The organism is Bacillus mojavensis, assembly GCF_012648005.1.
Lineage (GTDB): Bacteria > Bacillota > Bacilli > Bacillales > Bacillaceae > Bacillus > Bacillus mojavensis.
In genome coordinates this window covers 1,620,806-1,640,204 of the sequence record NZ_CP051464.1, presented here as the reverse complement: position 1 = coordinate 1,640,204, position 19,399 = coordinate 1,620,806, and the positions used below count along the sequence as shown (strand labels likewise).

At 46.1% G+C, this 19,399-nt stretch carries 19 protein-coding genes and 1 riboswitch; all 19 genes read right to left on the bottom strand.

The window, feature by feature from the left end; all coding sequences use genetic code 11:
• Positions 1-36: 36 nt before the first annotated feature.
• Positions 37-525 (bottom strand): precorrin-2 dehydrogenase, encoded by a 489-nt coding sequence (gene sirC / locus HC660_RS08505; RefSeq protein WP_168749426.1) that lies wholly within the window; start codon positions 523-525, stop codon positions 37-39.
• Positions 506-1,291, bottom strand: a complete 786-nt coding sequence (gene sirB, locus HC660_RS08500) for a sirohydrochlorin chelatase (RefSeq protein ID WP_168747779.1) — start codon at positions 1,289-1,291, stop codon at positions 506-508. The genes sirC and sirB overlap by 20 nt, the downstream gene beginning before the upstream one ends.
• Complete coding sequence (cobA, locus tag HC660_RS08495) at positions 1,292-2,065, bottom strand: uroporphyrinogen-III C-methyltransferase (RefSeq protein WP_168747777.1); 774 nt, start codon at positions 2,063-2,065, stop codon at positions 1,292-1,294.
• 102 nt (positions 2,066-2,167) lie between these two features.
• Entirely contained in the window at positions 2,168-2,761 is a 594-nt protein-coding gene (gene cysC, locus HC660_RS08490; RefSeq protein WP_010334195.1) for an adenylyl-sulfate kinase, read from the bottom strand.
• Positions 2,762-2,773: 12 nt separating this feature from the next.
• The gene (gene sat, locus HC660_RS08485) at positions 2,774-3,922 is read right to left on the bottom strand and encodes a sulfate adenylyltransferase (RefSeq protein ID WP_168747775.1); all 1,149 of its coding nucleotides are present in this window, start codon (positions 3,920-3,922) and stop codon (positions 2,774-2,776) included.
• Between the two features lie 48 nt (positions 3,923-3,970).
• Positions 3,971-5,035 (bottom strand): sulfate permease, encoded by a 1,065-nt coding sequence (gene cysP / locus HC660_RS08480; protein WP_168747773.1) that lies wholly within the window; start codon positions 5,033-5,035, stop codon positions 3,971-3,973.
• A gap of 11 nt (positions 5,036-5,046) precedes the next feature.
• Positions 5,047-5,748 carry a phosphoadenylyl-sulfate reductase gene (locus tag HC660_RS08475; RefSeq protein WP_168747771.1) on the bottom strand — a complete coding sequence of 234 codons (702 nt, stop codon included), beginning with the start codon at positions 5,746-5,748 and terminating at the stop codon, positions 5,047-5,049.
• A 158-nt stretch (positions 5,749-5,906) separates the two neighbouring features.
• Positions 5,907-6,012: riboswitch (SAM riboswitch) on the bottom strand.
• 134 nt (positions 6,013-6,146) lie between these two features.
• Complete coding sequence (gene pyrE, locus HC660_RS08470; RefSeq protein ID WP_326328508.1) at positions 6,147-6,779, bottom strand: orotate phosphoribosyltransferase; 633 nt, start codon at positions 6,777-6,779, stop codon at positions 6,147-6,149.
• The gene (gene pyrF, locus HC660_RS08465; RefSeq protein ID WP_168747767.1) at positions 6,776-7,495 is read right to left on the bottom strand and encodes an orotidine-5'-phosphate decarboxylase; all 720 of its coding nucleotides are present in this window, start codon (positions 7,493-7,495) and stop codon (positions 6,776-6,778) included. Before pyrF ends, pyrE begins: the two co-directional genes overlap by 4 nt.
• Entirely contained in the window at positions 7,464-8,399 is a 936-nt protein-coding gene (locus HC660_RS08460; RefSeq protein WP_168747766.1) for a dihydroorotate dehydrogenase, read from the bottom strand. Before HC660_RS08460 ends, pyrF begins: the two co-directional genes overlap by 32 nt.
• On the bottom strand, positions 8,399-9,169 hold the full coding sequence (gene pyrK, locus HC660_RS08455; RefSeq protein ID WP_168747764.1) for a dihydroorotate oxidase B electron transfer subunit: 771 nt from the start codon (positions 9,167-9,169) through the stop codon (positions 8,399-8,401). The genes HC660_RS08460 and pyrK overlap by 1 nt, the downstream gene beginning before the upstream one ends.
• A complete protein-coding gene (gene carB / locus HC660_RS08450) occupies positions 9,166-12,381 on the bottom strand; it encodes a carbamoyl-phosphate synthase (glutamine-hydrolyzing) large subunit (protein ID WP_168747763.1) in 3,216 nt (1,071 codons plus the stop codon). Before carB ends, pyrK begins: the two co-directional genes overlap by 4 nt.
• Positions 12,366-13,460 (bottom strand): carbamoyl phosphate synthase small subunit, encoded by a 1,095-nt coding sequence (locus HC660_RS08445; RefSeq protein ID WP_168747761.1) that lies wholly within the window; start codon positions 13,458-13,460, stop codon positions 12,366-12,368. The genes carB and HC660_RS08445 overlap by 16 nt, the downstream gene beginning before the upstream one ends.
• Complete coding sequence (locus tag HC660_RS08440) at positions 13,457-14,743, bottom strand: dihydroorotase (protein ID WP_168747759.1); 1,287 nt, start codon at positions 14,741-14,743, stop codon at positions 13,457-13,459. Before HC660_RS08440 ends, HC660_RS08445 begins: the two co-directional genes overlap by 4 nt.
• Positions 14,727-15,641, bottom strand: a complete 915-nt coding sequence (locus HC660_RS08435) for an aspartate carbamoyltransferase catalytic subunit (RefSeq protein ID WP_101863368.1) — start codon at positions 15,639-15,641, stop codon at positions 14,727-14,729. Before HC660_RS08435 ends, HC660_RS08440 begins: the two co-directional genes overlap by 17 nt.
• Positions 15,642-15,787: 146 nt before the next feature.
• Positions 15,788-17,095 carry a uracil permease PyrP gene (gene pyrP, locus HC660_RS08430; protein ID WP_168747757.1) on the bottom strand — a complete coding sequence of 436 codons (1,308 nt, stop codon included), beginning with the start codon at positions 17,093-17,095 and terminating at the stop codon, positions 15,788-15,790.
• A gap of 175 nt (positions 17,096-17,270) precedes the next feature.
• Positions 17,271-17,816, bottom strand: a complete 546-nt coding sequence (gene pyrR, locus HC660_RS08425; protein ID WP_024121338.1) for a bifunctional pyrimidine operon transcriptional regulator/uracil phosphoribosyltransferase — start codon at positions 17,814-17,816, stop codon at positions 17,271-17,273.
• 182 nt (positions 17,817-17,998) lie between these two features.
• Positions 17,999-18,910 (bottom strand): RluA family pseudouridine synthase, encoded by a 912-nt coding sequence (locus HC660_RS08420; protein ID WP_168747755.1) that lies wholly within the window; start codon positions 18,908-18,910, stop codon positions 17,999-18,001.
• Position 18,911: 1 nt separating this feature from the next.
• The gene (gene lspA / locus HC660_RS08415) at positions 18,912-19,376 is read right to left on the bottom strand and encodes a signal peptidase II (RefSeq protein WP_010334181.1); all 465 of its coding nucleotides are present in this window, start codon (positions 19,374-19,376) and stop codon (positions 18,912-18,914) included.
• Between the last annotated feature and the right edge of the window lie 23 nt (positions 19,377-19,399).

The window sequence follows — 19,399 nt, the reverse complement described above, 5'->3', positions numbered from 1 at the left end:
AGCACAAAGAAAAGCCAGAGCATTGTATGCTCTGGCTTATTTCTTTCTTCTTACCTGATAAAGCCTGTCAACTTCAGCGACAAAATCGCCTTCAATCAGTTTATCCACTTTTTCAGCAAGCTCTTTTGTGTGCTTTGGACTGGCTCCGCTTGTAGAGACAGACACCGTTACATGCCCTCTTTTTACGATTTTCGGCATATACACATTACCCAACTCAGCATTACTGGCACAGTTGACAAGCTGGGAAGACGATGCGCTTTGAGCAATCTCTTTATTCACAGCGGCATCATCCGTTGCGGCAATAATCAAAAAAGCATCGAGATAATCCTCTTTCTCAATCTTTCGGCTCAGCCACTTGATCTGGCGATTGTCTGCCATCTGCCTGATTTCGGGTTCCGCAACCGGACTGACAATCGTAATATCCGCTCCCTCTGATAGCACCGATTTCAGTCTTCTGAGCGCAATGTTGCCGCCCCCTGCAATCACAACCTTTTTCTTCTGCAAACTAATGTGAAGCGGGAGCATATAAACCTCCGTCAAAATCAAATTGCCCCTCATGGTTGTCGGCCGTTTCTTTCACACGATGTAAAAACGCCTTTTTCACATGCGGATGGAAACCGATATAGGAAGAGAGATAGACATTTGGATTTTCTGCCTTCAATTTCTGGACCTCACGTTCAATCTCATTCATCAGCATCCCGGTAAACAGCAAATACGGAACAATAAAGGTCGTCACGCCGTCATCTTTTTTCAGTTCAGAAAAAATCTCTTTGTAATTGGGACCGCATGCTGTCATAAAACATGGAATCACTTCGCTGACGGGCATGATGTTTTGAAGCAATCCGGCAATTCCGGTTACGTCTCTTTTTACATCTGGGTCTGAGCTTCCCCTGCCGATGAGCACAACCCTAGCGTTTTCGTAAGGAACACCTATGTCTTTAACACGATGATAGACCGCTTTGACCACTTCTTCGTCAATCCCGATTGGACTTCCGTATGAGATACGGACTGAAGGATAACGGGACGCGGCACGCGCAACTTCTTCCGGAATATCATGTTTGGCATGCGCAGCCGTTAAAAGAAGCAGAGGCACCACTGCGATATGAGTGGCGCCTTGCTTCACACATGCTTCAAACCCTGTCTCAATTGCCGGCTCCTGCAGCTCTAAAAAACTGATTTCCTGAACAGGCGCAGAGATGTGCGCTTTGCATCCTTCCAAAAATGCAGCGGCCTCTTGCTGAGCCTTTTTTACCCGGCTGCCGTGGCCGACATATAAAATCGCTTGTTTCATTTACAACGCCTCGCTTAAATCTTGTTTTTTCAGCTCAGATTCAAACCATTCCAGCTTATAGTGATAATTTACAACATTTCCTACGACAATTAAACTCGGATTTTTAATGTCTTCTTTTTTCACCGTTTCTGAAAGGGTGTCAACTGTACAAAAAACAGATTTTTGCTTGTCCGTTGTTCCCCAATGAATAAACGCTGCCGGAGTAGCACCGTCCCGGCCGTTTTCCAGGAGTTTTTTTTCGATCTGCTGCACATTTTTAATGCCCATATAGATGACAAGTGTATCAATCCCTGTGGCCAGCGCTTTCCACTTTTCCTCAAAATCCTCTTCTTTTTTATAATGCCCCGTTACAAAAGCCACGTTAGAGCCCGCGTCCCGATGAGTGACAGGAATCCCGGCATAAGCAGCTGCCGCGATTCCCGATGTAATACCGGGGACAATTTCAAACGGAATGCCATTTTCAGAAAGGCATTCCGCTTCTTCTCCCCCTCTGCCGAACACAAATGGGTCTCCGCCTTTCAATCTGACAACGGTTTTCCCTTTTTGCGCATACTTCACAAGAAACCGATTGATGGTTTCCTGCTTCATTGTATGAAAATCTGGAAGCTTCCCGCAGTAGATCAGGTCCGCCTGCTCCTTGGCATATTGCAAAATCTCTTTATTTACTAATCTGTCATATAGGATTACGTCAGCTTTTTCAATGGCTTTCAGCGCTTTAATTGTCAGCAGATCAGGATCTCCGGGACCTGCACCTACAATATATACTTTCCCCATCGTCTTTCCCCCGATCTATTCGAGTTCTTCCAGAACGTTCGCTGCGATGTTGTTCTAGTTTGCATTTTTTCGGCATCTGAGAAGAACACAGCTGAGCGGCGTTTAGCTCAATTGCTGCTTTACAAACTCGATCAGCTGATTTTTGCACTCTTCACGATCATATTGTCCTGAGTCAAGGACGAGCTCAGGAGCTTCTGGCTCTTCATAAGGAGAATCAATGCCCGTGAAGAACGGAATTTCCCCGTTTCTTGCTTTTTTGTAGAGCCCTTTTGGATCTCTTTGTTCACAAATATCGAGGTCGCATTTAATGTAAACTTCGTTAAATTCGCCTGCTTCCACAAGCTGGCGAACCTGGTCTCTATCCTCACGGAAAGGAGAGATAAAAGCAGTAATGACAATGGTGCCCTGCTGCACAAAAAGTTTTGCCACCTCTCCGATTCGGCGGATGTTTTCCTTTCGGTCTTCGTCAGAAAAACCGAGATCTTTATTTAAACCGTGGCGAATGTTGTCACCATCCAGCACAATGACTTGATAGCCTTGTTCAAAAAGTTCTCTCGCAGCAGCATTGGCAATAGTTGATTTGCCTGAACCGCTTAAACCCGTCAGCCAGAGAATGGAGCTTTTATGCTTGTTTTTTTGCTGATACTCTTCTTTTGTAATAGAGGCTTCATGCCATACAATATCGCGATTTGTCACTGCCAGTCCTCCTTAAGAAACGCCTGCTTCTTCTTTTTTCTTCATGCCTTTAATTAACACTTCAACAACTTCTGCGCGGCTGAATTCTGCAGGCGGCAGCACACCGTCTCTCAGCATCCCTCTCACCTTGGTGCCTGATAAAATTACGTGATACTCTCTGCCATGCGGGCACGTTTTTGCAGTTCCCATATTTCCGCATTTTTCGCAGAAGAAGCTGTGCTCGAATTTCAGCGGTGTAATGCCGAGTTCTTCTGGTTTAAATGTGTCAAACAGCTCCTGGGCTTCGTACGTGCCGTAATAGTCACCGACACCGGCGTGATCGCGGCCGACAATGAAATGTGTGCAGCCGTAGTTTTTTCTGACAAGCGCATGGAAAATCGCTTCTCTCGGACCGGCATAACGCATTGCAGCCAAGAAAACACCAAGGAAGACACGGTCTTTCGGGTAATAGTTGTCAAGAAGCACTTGATAGCTTTCCATCCGGACATCAGCCGGTATGTCATCAGATTTTGTTTCGCCGACAAGCGGATTTAAAAACAAACCGTCCACTGTCTCAAGAGCTGTTTTTTGAATATATTCATGCGCTCTGTGAACAGGATTTCTTGTTTGGAAACCGACAATTGTTTCCCAGCCTTTTTCTGCAAACTGGCGTCTTGTTTCCGCCGGTTCAAATGTAAACTCAGGGAATTGTTTAGAAGCTTTTTTAATCAATGTGATCGGACCGCCGATATATGTATCGCCGCGGCTGAACAGCTTTTTCACACCCGGATGAGCCTGATCATCTGTTTTATACACGTTAACAGCTTCTTTTTGTTTGTCAGGCACGTATAAGTCTTCGATTTGGATAACGCCGTATGTTTCTCCGTCATACGTTAATTTTACTGTTTCGCCGACTGACAGTTCGGCTGCTTTTTGTGCATCTACCGGCAGCGTGATCGGAAGAGACCATATAACACCGGAAGCAAGACGCATGTTTTCAACAACAGATACGTAATCCTTCTCATTAAAGAAGCCTTCGATCGGGCTGTATCCGCCGATTCCGATCAATTCCAGGTCAGCAAAAGAAATCAAATCAAGTTCAATTTCTTTCTGAATGCCGCTTACATCATATGACTCATTTACTCGGTTTACCAGTTTTCCTCCATGTGGTGCTAAACTCATAATATTCATTTCCTCCTAGTTAACAGATAAAATAACTCAGATTAATAGTTAAATTCCCCCGCCTTGATCGTGGACAGAGCGTCTCTCTTTACGAATGGCTTTTGTCAGGCTGACAGCACCGCCTGCAGCTAAAAGCACACTTACCATGATAAAGATTGAATAATAATCCGCCTTTAAAAACATAGAGACAAGCAAATAAGAGATGGATAAAGATAAAAACGGCGACACGATCCATACTTTCAGCATCGTTTGAACGACCTGTTTATGAAATACGTTTGGGCCGTTTTTCGCCATGCCTATTCCGATAATAGACGATGACGTTACTTGCGCCAAGGGTACTGGCATTCCAAATATAGAACTGATAATCACCAGTCCTGCTCCTGTTCCGGATAGGAGAATGCCTTCTCCTTTTGAAAACCTTGTAATTTTCTTCCCGTTTGTTTCTAATACCCTGCGGCCTAATATCAGTGCGCCCAGAGCTACAAAAGCTCCCCCATACAGGGTTCCTTTCTCTACATCCAGTACGCCGGCAGCCACTAACGGGCCAACGGCATTCGCCACATTGTTCATGCCCGCAGAGAACGCTTCAAAAAAACCAGCGCATAGCAAAAGGATGCCAAGGACGTTTTGTTTTCGGGAAGACGTAATTTCAATCTTAAAATAACGAAACAGCTTTGCTACAAAAAATGTGAAACCGAAAGCGAACAGCGGAACGAAAATCCAAAATGAAACAATAATCAGAAGATTGTTTACAAACAACACTTTGTACGCCACGCCCACGCCGACAACTGCCCCGACCGTCACTTCACTTGTCGATAAAGGAATGCCGAGCAGATTAGCTGTAAATAGCGACAGCGCAGCAGCCCCGATAATGATGCAAACAATCGTCAGTGTAATCGTCTGTTCGGGGATAATCCCAGAGCTGATGGTTTTCAAAACTCCGCCCCCGCCAATGACAGCCCCGGCCAGCACACCAACGGCGCATATGATCAAAGCGTAGGTTTTCTTTTTGATGGCCCCAGATCCGTAAGCAACTCCCATTGAAGCTGCAGCGCCGCTTGCGCCAATATTCACTGCAAAAAACAAGCTAAATAAAATAGCGGCTAATTCCATTTTGCAGCTCCTTATTCATGCAGTCCGCATTCTGTTTTCGCCTTACCGTTCCATCTTCCTGAGCGCAAGTCCTCTGCAGTAAATGCAGGTGACGTACAAGGCGCGCAGCCAATACTTGGATACCCTTGGTCGTGGAGCGGATTGTAGTCCAGCTCATTTCGAGAAGTGTATCTCCAGATGTCTTTCCAAGTCCAATGGATAAGCGGGCAAACTTTTACTGATTTGAATTTCTCATCTTTGTTTAAGAAATTCGTATTGGCACGGCTTGGCCCTTGATCGCGGCGCAGGCCGGAGAGCCATGCCGGGTGGCCGGAAAGCGCCTCTCTTAAAGGAACGATCTTTCTGAGATAGCAGCATTGATTCGGCTCTCTTTCCCACAGTTTATCACCGTGTTCTTCCGCCTGTTCCACAAGAGTAAGGTTCGGTTTCTTCAGGATGATATGAAGGCCGGGGTAGCGCTCCTTGACGCGTTCTATCGTTTCATAGGTTTCTTTAAAATGAAGCCCTGTATCGAGAAATACAATCTCTGCGTCTTTTTTCACTTTATAGATTAAGTCAATCAGAACGATTCCTTCAATTCCGAAACTGCAGGCATAAACAAGCTGATTGCCGTAATGGCCGTAAGCCCATTTTAAAACTGACAGCGCCCCTTTATAAGGATCGTCCTCTGGAAATGTAATCGTTGGTTCTTCCCAATTATCGTACGTTAACATTTCTTCTTTCCTCCTTTCGGAGACAAACAAACAGTAGCTTTCTGCCGGTTGTCTTTTCCCATTGTAATGTGATGCGGCTGCTGTTTTCTCCGTAAACAGCCCCTCTTAAAATAAAAAACTTTCAATCCGGCGGAAAGAAAGACAGGAACTGCATGTAGCCCTTATCTTTCAAAATGGAATACATTTTGCTGGAAGTAGCACCTTACACATTGTGCAGGTTGCCGGGCTTCATAGGACCAGTCCCTCAGCCGCTCTTGATAAGTTTTTCAGATTTGTAGTAAATTTTAGCACAATTCTAACATAAGTCAACCCGAGTTTTTTTATAGGATTAATAAAAAAACAGACCCAAAGGCCTGTTTTCAATCGTGGCAAGGCATTAAAGCTCTTCAATTTATTTTTTAATTTTTAAACCAATCTTTTGACTCGGGATTCATTTTCCATGTTTGCAGCTTCTTCAGGTCGTCTGTATGAATATTTCCATTTTCAAGTGCAACCTCTGTCAGTGTGTCATAATCAGTTAACGAGTAGTATGGAAGATCAGCCTCAGCAAACGCTTCCTGCGCTTTAGGAAGTCCGTACGTAAAGATTGATACTACACCAAGCACTTCACAGCCAGCGGCTTTTAGAGCTGCTGCAGCTTCGAGTACGCTGCCCCCTGTGGAAATTAAATCTTCAATGACAACTGTTTTTTGGCCTTTTTGAACGGCACCCTCAATTTGATTGCCTTTTCCGTGTGCTTTTGGTTTGCTTCTCACATAACACATCGGCAGGTTCAAACGGTCAGCCGCCAATGCCGCATGAGGGATACCTGCTGTCGCTGTTCCTGCGATCATCTCAGCTTCCGGGAAATGCTCCTGGATAAGCTTGCTGATGCCTGCAACAACATCATTTCTTACCTCTGGGAAAGAAAGGGTAAGGCGATTGTCACAGTAAATTGGCGATAAAATGCCGCTCGCCCATGTAAACGGATCATTTGGGCGTAAAAATACAGCTTGAATGTCTAATAGATGTTTTGCGATGATTTGTTTCATTGTTTGAGTCCCTCCCATTCGAGTTTGACAGCTTCATAGGCTTTCAGCGGATTTGCAGCTTTTGTAATAGAGCGTCCTACAACAATGGCTGATGACCCTTTTTCTCTTGCTATAGAAGGCGTTGCGACACGCACTTGATCATTCGCAGTGTCTGCTGACATACGGATACCCGGGGTCACCGTCAGAAACGACGGCGACACTGCTTCGTAAATGGCTTTTGCTTCATGAACGGAGCACACCACTCCATCTAGTCCGCTATTCTCCGCCAGTTTGCTGTAGTGCACTACCGTGTCAATGAGAGGCTTTCTGATGAGCAGCTCCTCCTTCACCATTTGTTCAGAAGTGCTTGTCAGCTGGGTTACCGCAATAAGTGACGGACGTTTTTTTCCTGCCGGCGTGCCTTCCTCTAAGCCTTCCAGGGCTGCTTCCATCATTTTTTTGCCTCCGGCTGCGTGAATATTGACAAGATCGACTCCGAGGCAGGCAAGACGCTTCATTGCTTTATTTACTGTGGTCGGGATGTCATGGAGCTTCAAATCTAAAAAGATCTCACAGTTTCTTTCTTTTAATTGTGCAATGATGGCCGGGCCTTCTTGATAAAAAAGCTCCATCCCGACCTTCACAAATAATGGTTCTTTGTGAAAAGGCGCTAAAAACGACAATGTTTCTTCAGCTGATGCAAAATCAAGCGCGATGATGGGCAGGTTGTTTTTCATGATTCCAGCTCCTTCCGATGCATTCTTCAACAGATTCATAGCCGTATTGGCGTAAAACAGCAGGGAGCTGTTCAATGATGTCAGGGCATGCGAAAGGATTCACGAAATTTGCTGTTCCGACAGCGACCGCACTTGCTCCAGCCAGAAGAAATTCCAATGCGTCTTCGGCTGTCTGAATGCCTCCCATCCCAATAATCGGAATGCTGACAGCCTGGCTGACCTCATACACCATGCGGATGGCAACAGGCTTTACAGCAGGACCCGACAGCCCTCCTGTTTTATTGGCTAATATCGGCTTACCTGATTTTAAATCGAGCCTCATGCCGATTAATGTGTTGATCATCGTTAGACCATCCGCACCAGCCTCTTCGATCGCTACTGCAATTTCTGTGATGTTTGCCACATTCGGAGATAGCTTCACATATACAGGCACATCTGACACTTCTTTAACCGCTTTCGTTAAATCAGCAGCCATGGCAGGATTTGTGCCAAAAGCAATTCCGCCTGTTTTGACGTTCGGACAGGAAATATTCAGTTCAAGGGCGTGTACATTAGGCGCTTTACTGATATGATCTGCCACTTCAACATAATCCTCGACCTGTGAGCCGGCGACATTGGCAATAATAGGCGTATCAAATTGTTCAAGCCATGGCAGCTCATTTTCTAAGACGCTTTCCAGCCCTGGATTTTGCAAACCGATCGCATTGAGCATTCCAGCGCCAGTCTCAGCTACCCTAGGCGTCGGATTCCCGAAGCGGGGCTCCTTTGTCGTAGCTTTGATCATGATTGCTCCGAGACAAGACAAATCATAAAAACGCGCAAATTCTTTTCCAAAACCGAAGCAGCCTGATGCGGGAATGATCGGATTTTTCAAATTCAGTCCCGGCAATTTCACCTCTAGCATTACAGCGCCACCTCCTGAGCTTTAAATACAGGCCCGTCAAGACATACCTTTACATAAGCTGTCTCACTTTCGTTTGTATGGCACACACAAGCGAAGCATGCACCGATACCGCAGCCCATTCGTTCTTCCATGGAAATGTAAACCTCTTTGTGGGCGTATTCTTGTTTGAGCGCCTTTAGCATCGGTGTCGGCCCGCAGCTGAGGAGAATGTCAAATTCAAAACTTTTCTGTTTGATGACATCTGTGACAAACCCGGTTTCCCCGTAGCTTCCGTCAGCTGTTGCCACATACGTATCGCCATACTGTCGGCATTCTTTTTCGTAAAAAACATCCTTTGCCGATTGGAATCCTAAAACGTGTATGACCTTTACGCCTTTTTCCTTTAAACGTTTCGACAGTTCTTGGAGAGGCGGCACTCCTACACCGCCCCCTACCAGCAAAGCCGTCTTTCCGGGTTGGACTTCATCTACTGGAAAGCCATTGCCCAAAGGCCCAAGAACATCCACCAGATCTCCCTTCTGCTTCAGCGACAAGAGTCTTGTTCCTTCCCCATCTACTCGATAAATCATGGTGACTTCATTTTTTTCAAAGTTAACATCAGCAATGCTGATTGGTCTTCGCAAAAGAGGCGTAACCGCTTCGCTCACTTTCAAGTGAAGGAACTGTCCTGGAACAGTAAACCCTTGGACAAGCTCCCCTTTTAGGACCATTTGATACACCCGGTCTGCAATTTGCTGGTTAGCACACACCGTCAAATACGCTTTTTTCATATAGTGATTGCCGCCTCCTGATTTGAGTTGACTGCCGGCATTTGATCGGCACGGAACGTCATGCTTTCCAGCACCCGCAAAATCGCTTCTGCCGTATCTAAAGATGTTAAGCAGGCAACACCGTTTTCTACTGATTCACGTCTGATTCTAAATCCGTCTCTTGCCGGCTGCTTTCCTTTTGTCAGCGTATTGATGACAAACTGGGCTTCTCCATTTCTGATCACATCAAGCAAGTTCGGTCCGTCCTGGCCGATTTTTCCGACGACCTTCGCTGGAATTGATGCTTCCTTGAGATACCCCGCCGTTCCTTCGGTCGCTAAAATGTTATACCCGATCGCATGGAATCGTTTAGCGATGGCAAGCCCTTCTTCTTTGTCCTTATCCGCCACTGTTAAAAGCACGGAACCGTAGTTAGGGATTTGAATGCCTGAAGCTATCAGGGCCTTATAGAGCGCCTTTTCAAGGGTGGAATCTTTCCCCATGACCTCACCTGTTGATTTCATTTCAGGCCCTAACGTAATGTCCACTCTTCTCAGCTTCGCGAAGGAGAAGACCGGTGCTTTTACAAATACACCCTGCTGTTCAGGCTGCAGGCCTTCATTGTAGCCAAACTCAGCCAGCTTTTGCCCGAGAATGACTTTTGTCGCGAGGTTCGCCATCGGAATGCCCGTGATCTTGCTTAAGAACGGCACCGTTCTGCTTGATCTCGGATTGACTTCAAGCACGTATACTTCACCTTGGGACAGGACGAATTGGATGTTGAGCAAGCCGACAATATTCAGCCCTTTCGCGAGTGCGATCGTATATTGTTCAATTTTTTCTTTTATGTCTTCCGTCAGAGACTGCGGCGGATAGACCGCGATAGAGTCTCCAGAGTGCACGCCCGCACGCTCAATGTGCTCCATGATTCCCGGAATGACAACGGTTTGGCCGTCAGACACCGCATCCACTTCGATTTCTTTTCCAGTCAGATATCTGTCAATCAATACTGGATGCTGCGGATTGATTTTGACTGCGTTTTTCATGTAATGAAGCAGTTCTTCTTCATGATACACAATCTCCATCGCCCGGCCGCCAAGCACATATGAAGGGCGCACCAGTACCGGATAGCCGATGTTGCTCGCGATGTTTACAGCCTGATCAACTGATGTCGCAGTTTTGCCAAGCGGCTGCGGCACTTGAAGTTCTACCAGCGCCTGTTCAAACTTATCCCGGTCTTCCGCACGGTCTAAATCTTCTAATGACGTTCCAAGGATTTTGACTCCGCGTGCAGAAAGTTCGTCAGCAAGGTTGATTGCAGTTTGTCCGCCAAATTGCACGACAACGCCCATCGGCTGTTCGAGATCAATGATATGCATGACATCTTCGATCGTAAGCGGTTCAAAGTACAGCTTGTCTGAGATACTAAAATCAGTTGACACGGTTTCAGGGTTATTATTGACGATAATTGCCTCATAGCCTGCTTGTTTAATTGCCCACACGGAGTGAACCGTAGCGTAGTCAAATTCAACCCCTTGGCCGATTCGAATCGGGCCGGAGCCAAGTACGATCACGCTTTTCTTATCTGTAACAACAGATTCATTTTCTTCTTCATATGTGCTGTAGAAGTATGGCGTTTCTGATTCGAATTCCGCCGCGCACGTATCCACCATTTTAAATACCGGTGCGATTCCCGCTTGTATTCTCATGCTGTAAAGCTCAGATTCTTTCATTTTCCACTCGCGGCTGATGTACTTATCAGAAAATCCGAGTTCTTTTGCCTGTCTCAGCACATCCGTATCGCCCGCATTTGATTTCAGCTCTTTTTCAAACTGAACGATTCCGAACAGCTTATGCAGGAAAAAGAGGTCGATGGCAGAGAATTCATGAAGCTGCTCAACTGTGTAGCCCCTTCTGTACGCTTCAGCCAGGTAGAATAAACGCTCGTCTCCGGCTTTTTTAATCCGCTTCTCGAGAAGCTCATCAGGTATATCGGCGGCATCTTTTAATTCAAGATGATACACATCAGCTTCCAGTGAACGCACAGCTTTCAGCAGCGATTCTTCAAGCGTGCGGCCAATCGCCATCACCTCTCCCGTCGCTTTCATCTGGGTGCCGAGCCTTCTGTTTGCTGATTCAAACTTATCAAACGGCCAGCGAGGTATTTTAGATACAACATAGTCCAGCGCTGGTTCAAATGCAGCGTATGTCTTCCCTGTGACCGGATTCATCATTTCGTCTAGTGAAAGGCCGACGGCGATTTTAGCTGCGAGCTTTGCAATCGGATAGCCTGTCGCTTTTGATGCAAGGGCAGATGAACGGCTGACACGCGGGTTCACTTCAATGATGTAGTATTGAAAGCTGTCTGGATCTAAAGCGAGCTGTACGTTACATCCCCCTTCAATTCCAAGCGCACGGATCAGTTTTAAAGATACATTCCGGAGGAGCTGATATTCACGGTCGCTGAGCGTTTGGCTCGGTGCGACGACAATACTGTCTCCTGTATGGATACCTACCGGATCAATGTTCTCCATGTTACAAACGACAATCGCATGATCTCGGCTGTCTCTCATGACTTCGTATTCGATTTCTTTATAGCCGGCAATACTTTTTTCAAGCAAACATTGGTGCACCGGGCTTAATTTTAATCCGTTCTCAACAATTTCTTTCAGTTCGGTTTCATTCGAGCAGATGCCGCCGCCTGTTCCGCCTAATGTATATGCCGGGCGGACAATGACAGGGAATCCAATTTGGCTGACGAAGTTTTCTGCTTCTTCCAGGGAGTGGATGATCTCACTTTCAGGCACCGGTTCATTTAGTTCATTCATTAATGTTCTGAACAAGTCGCGGTCTTCAGCCTGCTGGATTGCAGACAGCTTTGTGCCGAGCACCTCAACGCCGCACTCCTCCAGCACACCTCGCTCAGAAAGCTCAACCGCAAGATTCAAGCCGGTTTGACCGCCGAGTGTAGGAAGAATGGCGTCAGGACGCTCTTTTCTGATAATCCGCGTCAGAAATTCAGGTGTCAGCGGTTCAATGTAAACTCGGTCAGCCATTTCTGTATCAGTCATGATCGTTGCAGGGTTTGAGTTGACAAGAATGACCTCATAGCCTTCTTCTTTTAATGCAAGGCAGGCTTGCGTTCCAGCATAATCAAATTCAGCTGCTTGGCCGATGATGATTGGTCCTGACCCGATTACTAAAATTTTGTTAATGTCTACGCGTTTTGGCATACCGCTTCCCCTTCTTTCTCCGTTGTTTCAATCATTTCGATAAATCTGTCAAACAGATGATTAGCGTCCTCAGGACCAGGTGATGCTTCTGGATGATATTGAACCGTAAATGCCGGCAGTGTTTTGTGTTGCAGCCCTTCAATCGTATCGTCGTTTATCGCGATGTGTGTGACTTCAAGCTCTGTTTCATTGATAGATGAAACTGTATAGCCATGGTTTTGTGATGTTAAGGCAACTTTTCCGGTTGCAAGCTCTTTTACCGGATGGTTGGAGCCCCTGTGACCGAATTTCATTTTTTCAGTATTGGCTCCGCACGCCAGCGCAAATAACTGGTGGCCGAGACAAATTCCGAATAATGGCACTTTTCCAAGAACACCTTTTATCATTTCAATTGCTTCAGGCACATCTTTCGGGTCTCCAGGTCCGTTAGAAAGCATGATGCCGTCTGGCTTCAGCTGAAGGACTTCTTCTGCTGTTACGTTGTAAGGCACAACGATGACATCGCATTTCCGTTTGTTCAGCTCTCTTAAAATGCCGTGCTTCATGCCAAAGTCCACCAGGACAATGCGTTTACCTCTTCCCGGACTAGGGTATGCTGTTTTAGCTGACACTTGGGATACTTGATTTCTCGGCAGTTCAGTTTCGTTCAGTCTTTTCAGTACCCATTTGGTATCTTCATCAGGTGAGGCAAACGTTCCTTTTAGCGCGCCGGCCGTGCGGATCATTCTCGTCAGCTTTCTTGTATCAATTCCTTGCAGTCCCGGAATTTTTTTCATTTTTAAATACTCATCCAATGTGTACGCTGAACGCCAGTTGGAAGGCAGTTCACATAATTCTTTTACAATCAATCCTTTAACAAAAGGCGTAATGGATTCAAAGTCATCACGGTTAATGCCGTAATTTCCGATAAGCGGATATGTTAACGTAACAATCTGCCCGCAATAAGAAGGGTCTGACAAAATTTCCTGATAACCAGTCATACCGGTATTGAAAACGACTTCCCCCATGCTGTGCTCCAAGCTCCCGAAGGCTTTGCCCTCAAATACCGCTCCGTTTTCCAGTACTAATCGTCTTTTCATTTCACAAGTCTCCCTTCTTCATAAGCAAGCGTTCCTGCTGCAATTGTAGCGACTGGCCAGCCGCTGCAGCTGAGGCCGTTAAATGGTGTGTTTTTACCTTTAGATAAGAATGTTTCTTTGTCTATCACTGCTTCTCTTTCCAAATCGATTAATGTGATGTCAGCTGCTTGTCCCGGTTTCAGTGTTCCATATGGGAGATTAAACGCTTGGCACGGCTTGATTGTCATATAATCAATCAGCTGTTTCAGCTTCCAGCTGCCGTTTTTGACAAAATGTGTGTAAAGAAGCGGGAAAGCTGTTTCCAAACCGACAATACCGAACGGCGCCAGCTTCATTTCTGTGTTTTTCTCTTCTTCTGTATGCGGCGCATGGTCGGTTGCTATAAAATCGATCGTTCCGTCCAAAAGCCCTTCAATCAGTGCTTCTCTATCTTCCGCACCGCGCAGCGGCGGGTTCATTTTATAGTTTGTGTCCAGCCCCGGAATGTCCTCATCACAAAGCAGCAAATGATGCGGTGATACTTCTGCTGTCACTCTGATTCCCGCTTTTTTCGCATCGCGTACGACCCTGACAGACTCTTTCGTGCTGATATGGCATACATGATAATGGCAGTTTGCCGCCTCAGCCAGCAGCACGTCGCGGGCAATATGAACCGATTCACACACAGAAGGAATGCCGTTGAGCCCGTTTGCTTTGGAGAATGTCCCCTCATGTACGCTTCCTCCATAAATTAAGGAGTTGTCCTCGCAATGTGCAACAATCGCTTTGTCTATCGCGGCTGCGCGTTTCATTGCTTCATACATCATTCCTGCTGTCTGTATACCGACGCCGTCATCTGTAAAAGCAAATGCCCCAGCTTCCTTTAATGCTTCAAAGTTTGTCATCTCATCACCAATTTGTCTGATCGTAATAGATGCATAAGGAAGGACTCTGACACATGATGTGTCTTTAATGCGCTTTTGCACCCATTCCATCTGCTCCTTCGTATCAGGAACCGGCCGTGTATTCGGCATGGCCGCTACGGTTGTATAACCGCCGCGCGCCGCTGCTTTTGCACCAGTTTCAATGGTTTCTTTCTTCTCTCCGCCAGGCTCTCTAAAGTGTACATGGAGGTCAACAAACCCCGGTGAAACGAGCAATCCTTTCGCGTCAATAACCGTTTCTCCATCTGCTGCATCAAGCTTGCCGATTTCGGAGATGACCTCTCCTGTCACTCGAATATCCTGTTCTGTTTTTTCACCATTTTCGTTAAGTATCCAGCCGTTTTTAATGAGATATGACATACGCTGCTTCTCCTCTTTTCGCATTGGTTTGTAAGGCTCGCTGTAACACTGCCATTCTGATGAATACGCCATTTTGCATTTGTTTGAAGATTCTTGATTTTTTGCTTTCTACTAAGCTGTGATCAATCTCCACTCCTCTATTCACAGGCGCGGGGTGCATAATAATCGCATCCTGCTTCATACGTTCAGCCCGTTCTACAGTCAAGCCGAATTCATTTAAATAGCCTTCCTGGCTGACAGCTGACTGATGTCTTTCATTTTGAATACGGAGCAGCATGACGACATCCGAAGTCTCTACTGCTTCTTCCATTGAGACATACGCGCCAAACGTATTTTCTTCATCCTGCCATTCCGGCGGACCGGAAAACAGAACGCGGGCACCGAGTCTTGTCAACACTTCAGCATTAGATCTTGCGACCCTGCTGTGCTTAATGTCGCCGTGAATGGAGACGGTAAGGCCTTTGAACGTGTTGAATTCTTCATTGATAGTCATTAAATCAAGCAATGATTGTGTCGGATGCTGGCCGCACCCGTCTCCTGCATTCAGAATCGGGATATTTACATGTCCGACAAGCTCTTTGTAGTACTCATCCTCACTGTGCCTGATAACACACGCGTCAACACCGATTGATTCGAGCGTTCGGATTGTGTCATATAAGGTTTCACCTTTTTGTACACTGGTGCTTGTTCCGTCAAGATTCAGGACATTCATGCCGAGTTTCTTTTCAGCTACCTCAAAGCTGAATCGTGTTCTGGTGCTTGGTTCAAAAAACAGATTCGCTGCAAATTTACCTGTCAGCTGATGGTCTGTTTTTCCGTTTTTAAGGTCTTGCGCAGTTTGAAGCAAATCTTTGATTTCCCCAGTGCTGAGTTCACTCATCGTCGTTAAATGCTTCATTTTCTTTCCCCTCTCATTTCAACTTTTAAAGGCTGAAAAAAACCCCGGTCTTGGATAGACTCGGGGTACGGTTAAATAGAGGAGCAGCGTGAAGCTTTCTTCTCTTTATAACCCTTCCAAGCCTCTCTGGACTTTCATTAAAAGGTTTAGATATGATGTTGTTCGGATGTATCTGTCTGCTCTTCCTTCGCTTGCGGAAGAATCAGGTTTAAGACGACACCTACAATTGCCGCAAGCGCCATGCCAGACACTTGGAATCCTCCTTCAGACACCTGGATAAATGCGCCGCCTACGCCGATCACAAGGATGACTGATGTGATGATGAGGTTTCTGTTATTTTCATAATCAATTTTGTTGTCAATCAGCATTCTCAAACCGCTGGAAGCGATGATGCCGAACAGCAGGAAGGAAACGCCTCCCATAACCGCTGACGGCACTGAACTGATAAGCGCAGATATCTTGCCGATGAAGCCGAAACAAAGGGCAATCACTGCCGCGCCTCCGATAACAAAGACGCTGAACACTCTAGTAATGGCCAGTACGCCAATGTTTTCTCCATAAGTGGTTGTAGGCGGGCCGCCAATCAAGGAAGCAAGGATTGTGGCTGCGCTGTCACCCATTATCGAGCGATGGAGACCCGGTTTTTTAATGAAGTCTTGTCCGACAACTTTGCTCAGCACCATCTGGTGGCCAATATGCTCTGACATGGTAACAAATGCGACAGGGACCATTGCTGCGGCAATGCCTAGTGTCACTGACGGCGTATAATCTTTGAACGGGATGATAAATTCAGGGATAGCAAACCATTTCGCGTCAAGCACCGGCTGAAAGTTGACAATTCCTTGAGTCAGGGCAAACAAGTATCCGCCGATGATTCCGATCAAGACCGGGATTAAGCTTAAGAATCCTCGCAAGAAAATCGCGCAAATGATCGTGATCGCTAAAGTGACACCTGCAACACTGAAATGTTTTAAGCTGTAAACCAGCTCACTTGCATTCGGATCAGCATACATGGCCATATTTACCGCTGTACCTGCCAGACCCAGTCCAATGACGATAATAACCGGACCTACGACGACAGGCGGGAGAAGCTTCATCAGCCAGCCTGTTCCAAGCTGTCTGATCAGCAAGGCAATCAGCCCGTACACAAGCCCTGCCAGAAACGCACCAACCATTGCCGCTCCCGGTCCGCCGGTCGCTTTTACCAAGATGATCGGAGAAATAAAGGCAAAGGATGAACCGAGGTACGCTGGTATTTGTCCTTTCGTGATCAGAAGGTAAGCAAGTGTTCCGATACCGCTCGTCACCAATGCAACAGCAGGACTCATTCCGACCAGCTTCGGAACCAAAATCGTTGAGCCAAACATCGCAAATAAATGCTGCAGGCTGAACGAAACCCAAGAGAAAGGTTTCGGGATTTCCCTGACTCCTAAATTAACTTTTTTCTTACTCATGATGATTTTCCCCCTGATTGATGACTTTTCATATTAGGATGACTTCATAACTGTATAAAAAAACCTCTTTGCTATTTTTACGCAAAGAGGCATACAAAGACCGGCCGCATACTTTCGGGGCTTCGCTGTGCACCTCTTTGCAACCTCTCTGGATTGCGTTTAAAAAGGTGATACATTATTCATTTTCATAAATGGCGACGAGATCGTTTTTGTCAACCTCATCAAGCTGCACCATAACCTTTTCAGCTTTTGAAGTCGGAATGTTTTTCCCGATGTAATCTGCTCGGATCGGCAGTTCTCTGTGTCCTCTGTCAACAAGCACAGCCAGTTGAATTGAGGAAGGCCTGCCTACATCGACAAGGGCGTCCATAGCGGCTCTGACCGTTCTCCCTGTGTAAAGAACATCATCTACGACAATTACTTTTTGATCTGTGATGTCTACCGGTATATCTGCACCTTTCACAAGCGGTTCTTCATTGCTCGTTTTTTTGGATAGATCATCTCTGTAAAGGGTAATATCAATTTCTCCAACCGTTACAGGATTTCCTTCAATCTGTTCTATCCGTTCGGCGAGGCGTTTTGCTAAATAAATGCCTCTTGTCTTGATGCCGACAAGGATGCAGTTGTTCATCCCTTTATTGCGTTCTATCATTTCGTGAGCAATTCTGGTCAGCGCACGTCTGATTGCCTGTTCGTCGAGAATGACAGCTTTTTGATTCATTATGTGACACCTCACAGTTCATTTAGAAGAAAAAACCCCTCTTGCCATTGGCAGAGAGGGGTTTAGGACAAGGTGCGTGCATATACACGTATCCCGTCAATCCGTTATCCTTCTCAGCCTCTCTGGACTGTTTTAAAGAATCTATTCAGCTTCGTTTATTATTTCAGAAAAGAGACGTCCTGTCAACGGGTTTTTCTCAGATTTTCGATTAAAGCAGACATATCCTCAGGAAGCGGTGCCTCAAATTCGATATATTCGTCAGTGCGAGGATGCTGAAAACCTAAAATTCCGGCATGAAGCGCCTGTCCGTTAAAATCGATCGTTTTTCTCGGCCCGTATTTCGGATCTCCCGCTAACGGGAAGCCGATATACTTCATATGAACACGGATTTGATGCGTTCTTCCTGTTTCAAGCTGGCATTCTACAAGCGTAAACTCCTGGAAGCGGTCAAGAACATGAAAATGAGTGACGGCGTTTTTGCCATCACGTGTTACGGTCATGCTTTGCCGGTCTTTCTTATCCCGCCCGATCGGCGCATCAATTGTACCGTCATCATGAGAAATAATTCCGTGGACAACCGCCGTATATTTCCGCGTGACCGTTTTGTTGACCAATTGGTTCACGAGAGACTCATGTGCCATATCATTTTTCGCCACCATTAATAATCCGGACGTATCCTTATCGATCCTGTGAACGATCCCCGGACGCATCACGCCATTTATTCCGGAAAGATCCGTGCAATGAGCCATAAGGCCGTTTACAAGTGTGCCCGTAAGATGCCCGGGTGCTGGGTGCACAACCATTCCGCGAGGTTTATTGACAACCAGCACATCTTGATCTTCATAGTATATATCCAGATCCATCGGTTCTGCCAGCACGTCGAGTGCTTCCGGCTCAGGTACAGTGACGGTCACCTGATCACCCGGCTGAATTTTATAATTCGCTTTCACCGGGCTTCCGTTTACGACAACTTGTCCGTCCTTCACCCATTGCTGAACCTGGGTTCTCGACCAACCATTTTCAGTCGATGCCAGAAATTTATCAATCCGCTCACTTTTTTGTTCTTCTGAAGCGGTTATGTCAAATTGATTCATTCTATTGCTCCTTCTTCTTTTTCCCGCTGTCCAACAGCATTTGTATAAATAAAAGCATTACGCCGACACATAATGAAGAGTCCGCGATATTAAAGATCGGGTAATTGTAATTGACGATAATGACATGGATAAAATCCACCACTTCCTGTCTGACAGCCCGGTCGATAAAATTGCCGATGGCGCCGCCAAGCATGAGTCCAAGGGAAACACCAAGAAGCTTTTGCCCTTTCGTATATCGCTGTATGTAATAAACAATACCAATAATGACTGCAGTTGTGATGAGGTAAAAAAACCACATCTGACCGGCTAATATCCCCCACGCCGCCCCCGTATTGCGATGGGAGGTAATATAGAATACCTGATCAATGATCGGTATGCTTTGTCCAAGTTCCATGTTCTTGACGACAAGCCATTTTGTCAGTTGATCAGCTGCGATAATAAGTAGTGCGATAACGTAATACAGCACAAACGTTCCTCCATTGTACGGTT

Bases quoted from the DNA above. Each gene is read 5' to 3' on its own strand.
- sirC (WP_168749426.1), bottom strand. From the start codon at position 525: ATGCTCCCGCTTCACATTAGTTTGCAGAAGAAAAAGGTTGTGATTGCA.
- HC660_RS08435 (WP_101863368.1), bottom strand. From the start codon at position 15,641: ATGAAGCATTTAACGACGATGAGTGAACTCAGCACTGGGGAAATCAAA.
- HC660_RS08445 (WP_168747761.1), bottom strand. From the start codon at position 13,460: ATGAAAAGACGATTAGTACTGGAAAACGGAGCGGTATTTGAGGGCAAA.
- HC660_RS08475 (WP_168747771.1), bottom strand. From the start codon at position 5,748: ATGTTAACGTACGATAATTGGGAAGAACCAACGATTACATTTCCAGAG.
- sat (WP_168747775.1), bottom strand. From the start codon at position 3,922: ATGAGTTTAGCACCACATGGAGGAAAACTGGTAAACCGAGTAAATGAG.
- sirB (WP_168747779.1), bottom strand. From the start codon at position 1,291: ATGAAACAAGCGATTTTATATGTCGGCCACGGCAGCCGGGTAAAAAAG.
- cysP (WP_168747773.1), bottom strand. From the start codon at position 5,035: ATGGAATTAGCCGCTATTTTATTTAGCTTGTTTTTTGCAGTGAATATT.
- pyrF (WP_168747767.1), bottom strand. From the start codon at position 7,495: ATGAAAAACAACCTGCCCATCATCGCGCTTGATTTTGCATCAGCTGAA.
- pyrE (WP_326328508.1), bottom strand. From the start codon at position 6,779: ATGAAACAAATCATCGCAAAACATCTATTAGACATTCAAGCTGTATTT.
- pyrP (WP_168747757.1), bottom strand. From the start codon at position 17,095: ATGAGTAAGAAAAAAGTTAATTTAGGAGTCAGGGAAATCCCGAAACCT.
- cobA (WP_168747777.1), bottom strand. From the start codon at position 2,065: ATGGGGAAAGTATATATTGTAGGTGCAGGTCCCGGAGATCCTGATCTG.
- pyrR (WP_024121338.1), bottom strand. From the start codon at position 17,816: ATGAATCAAAAAGCTGTCATTCTCGACGAACAGGCAATCAGACGTGCG.
- HC660_RS08440 (WP_168747759.1), bottom strand. From the start codon at position 14,743: ATGTCATATCTCATTAAAAACGGCTGGATACTTAACGAAAATGGTGAA.
- HC660_RS08420 (WP_168747755.1), bottom strand. From the start codon at position 18,910: ATGAATCAATTTGACATAACCGCTTCAGAAGAACAAAAAAGTGAGCGG.
- HC660_RS08460 (WP_168747766.1), bottom strand. From the start codon at position 8,399: ATGCTAGAGGTGAAATTGCCGGGACTGAATTTGAAAAATCCGATCATT.
- pyrK (WP_168747764.1), bottom strand. From the start codon at position 9,169: ATGAAAAAAGCGTATTTGACGGTGTGTGCTAACCAGCAAATTGCAGAC.
- carB (WP_168747763.1), bottom strand. From the start codon at position 12,381: ATGCCAAAACGCGTAGACATTAACAAAATTTTAGTAATCGGGTCAGGA.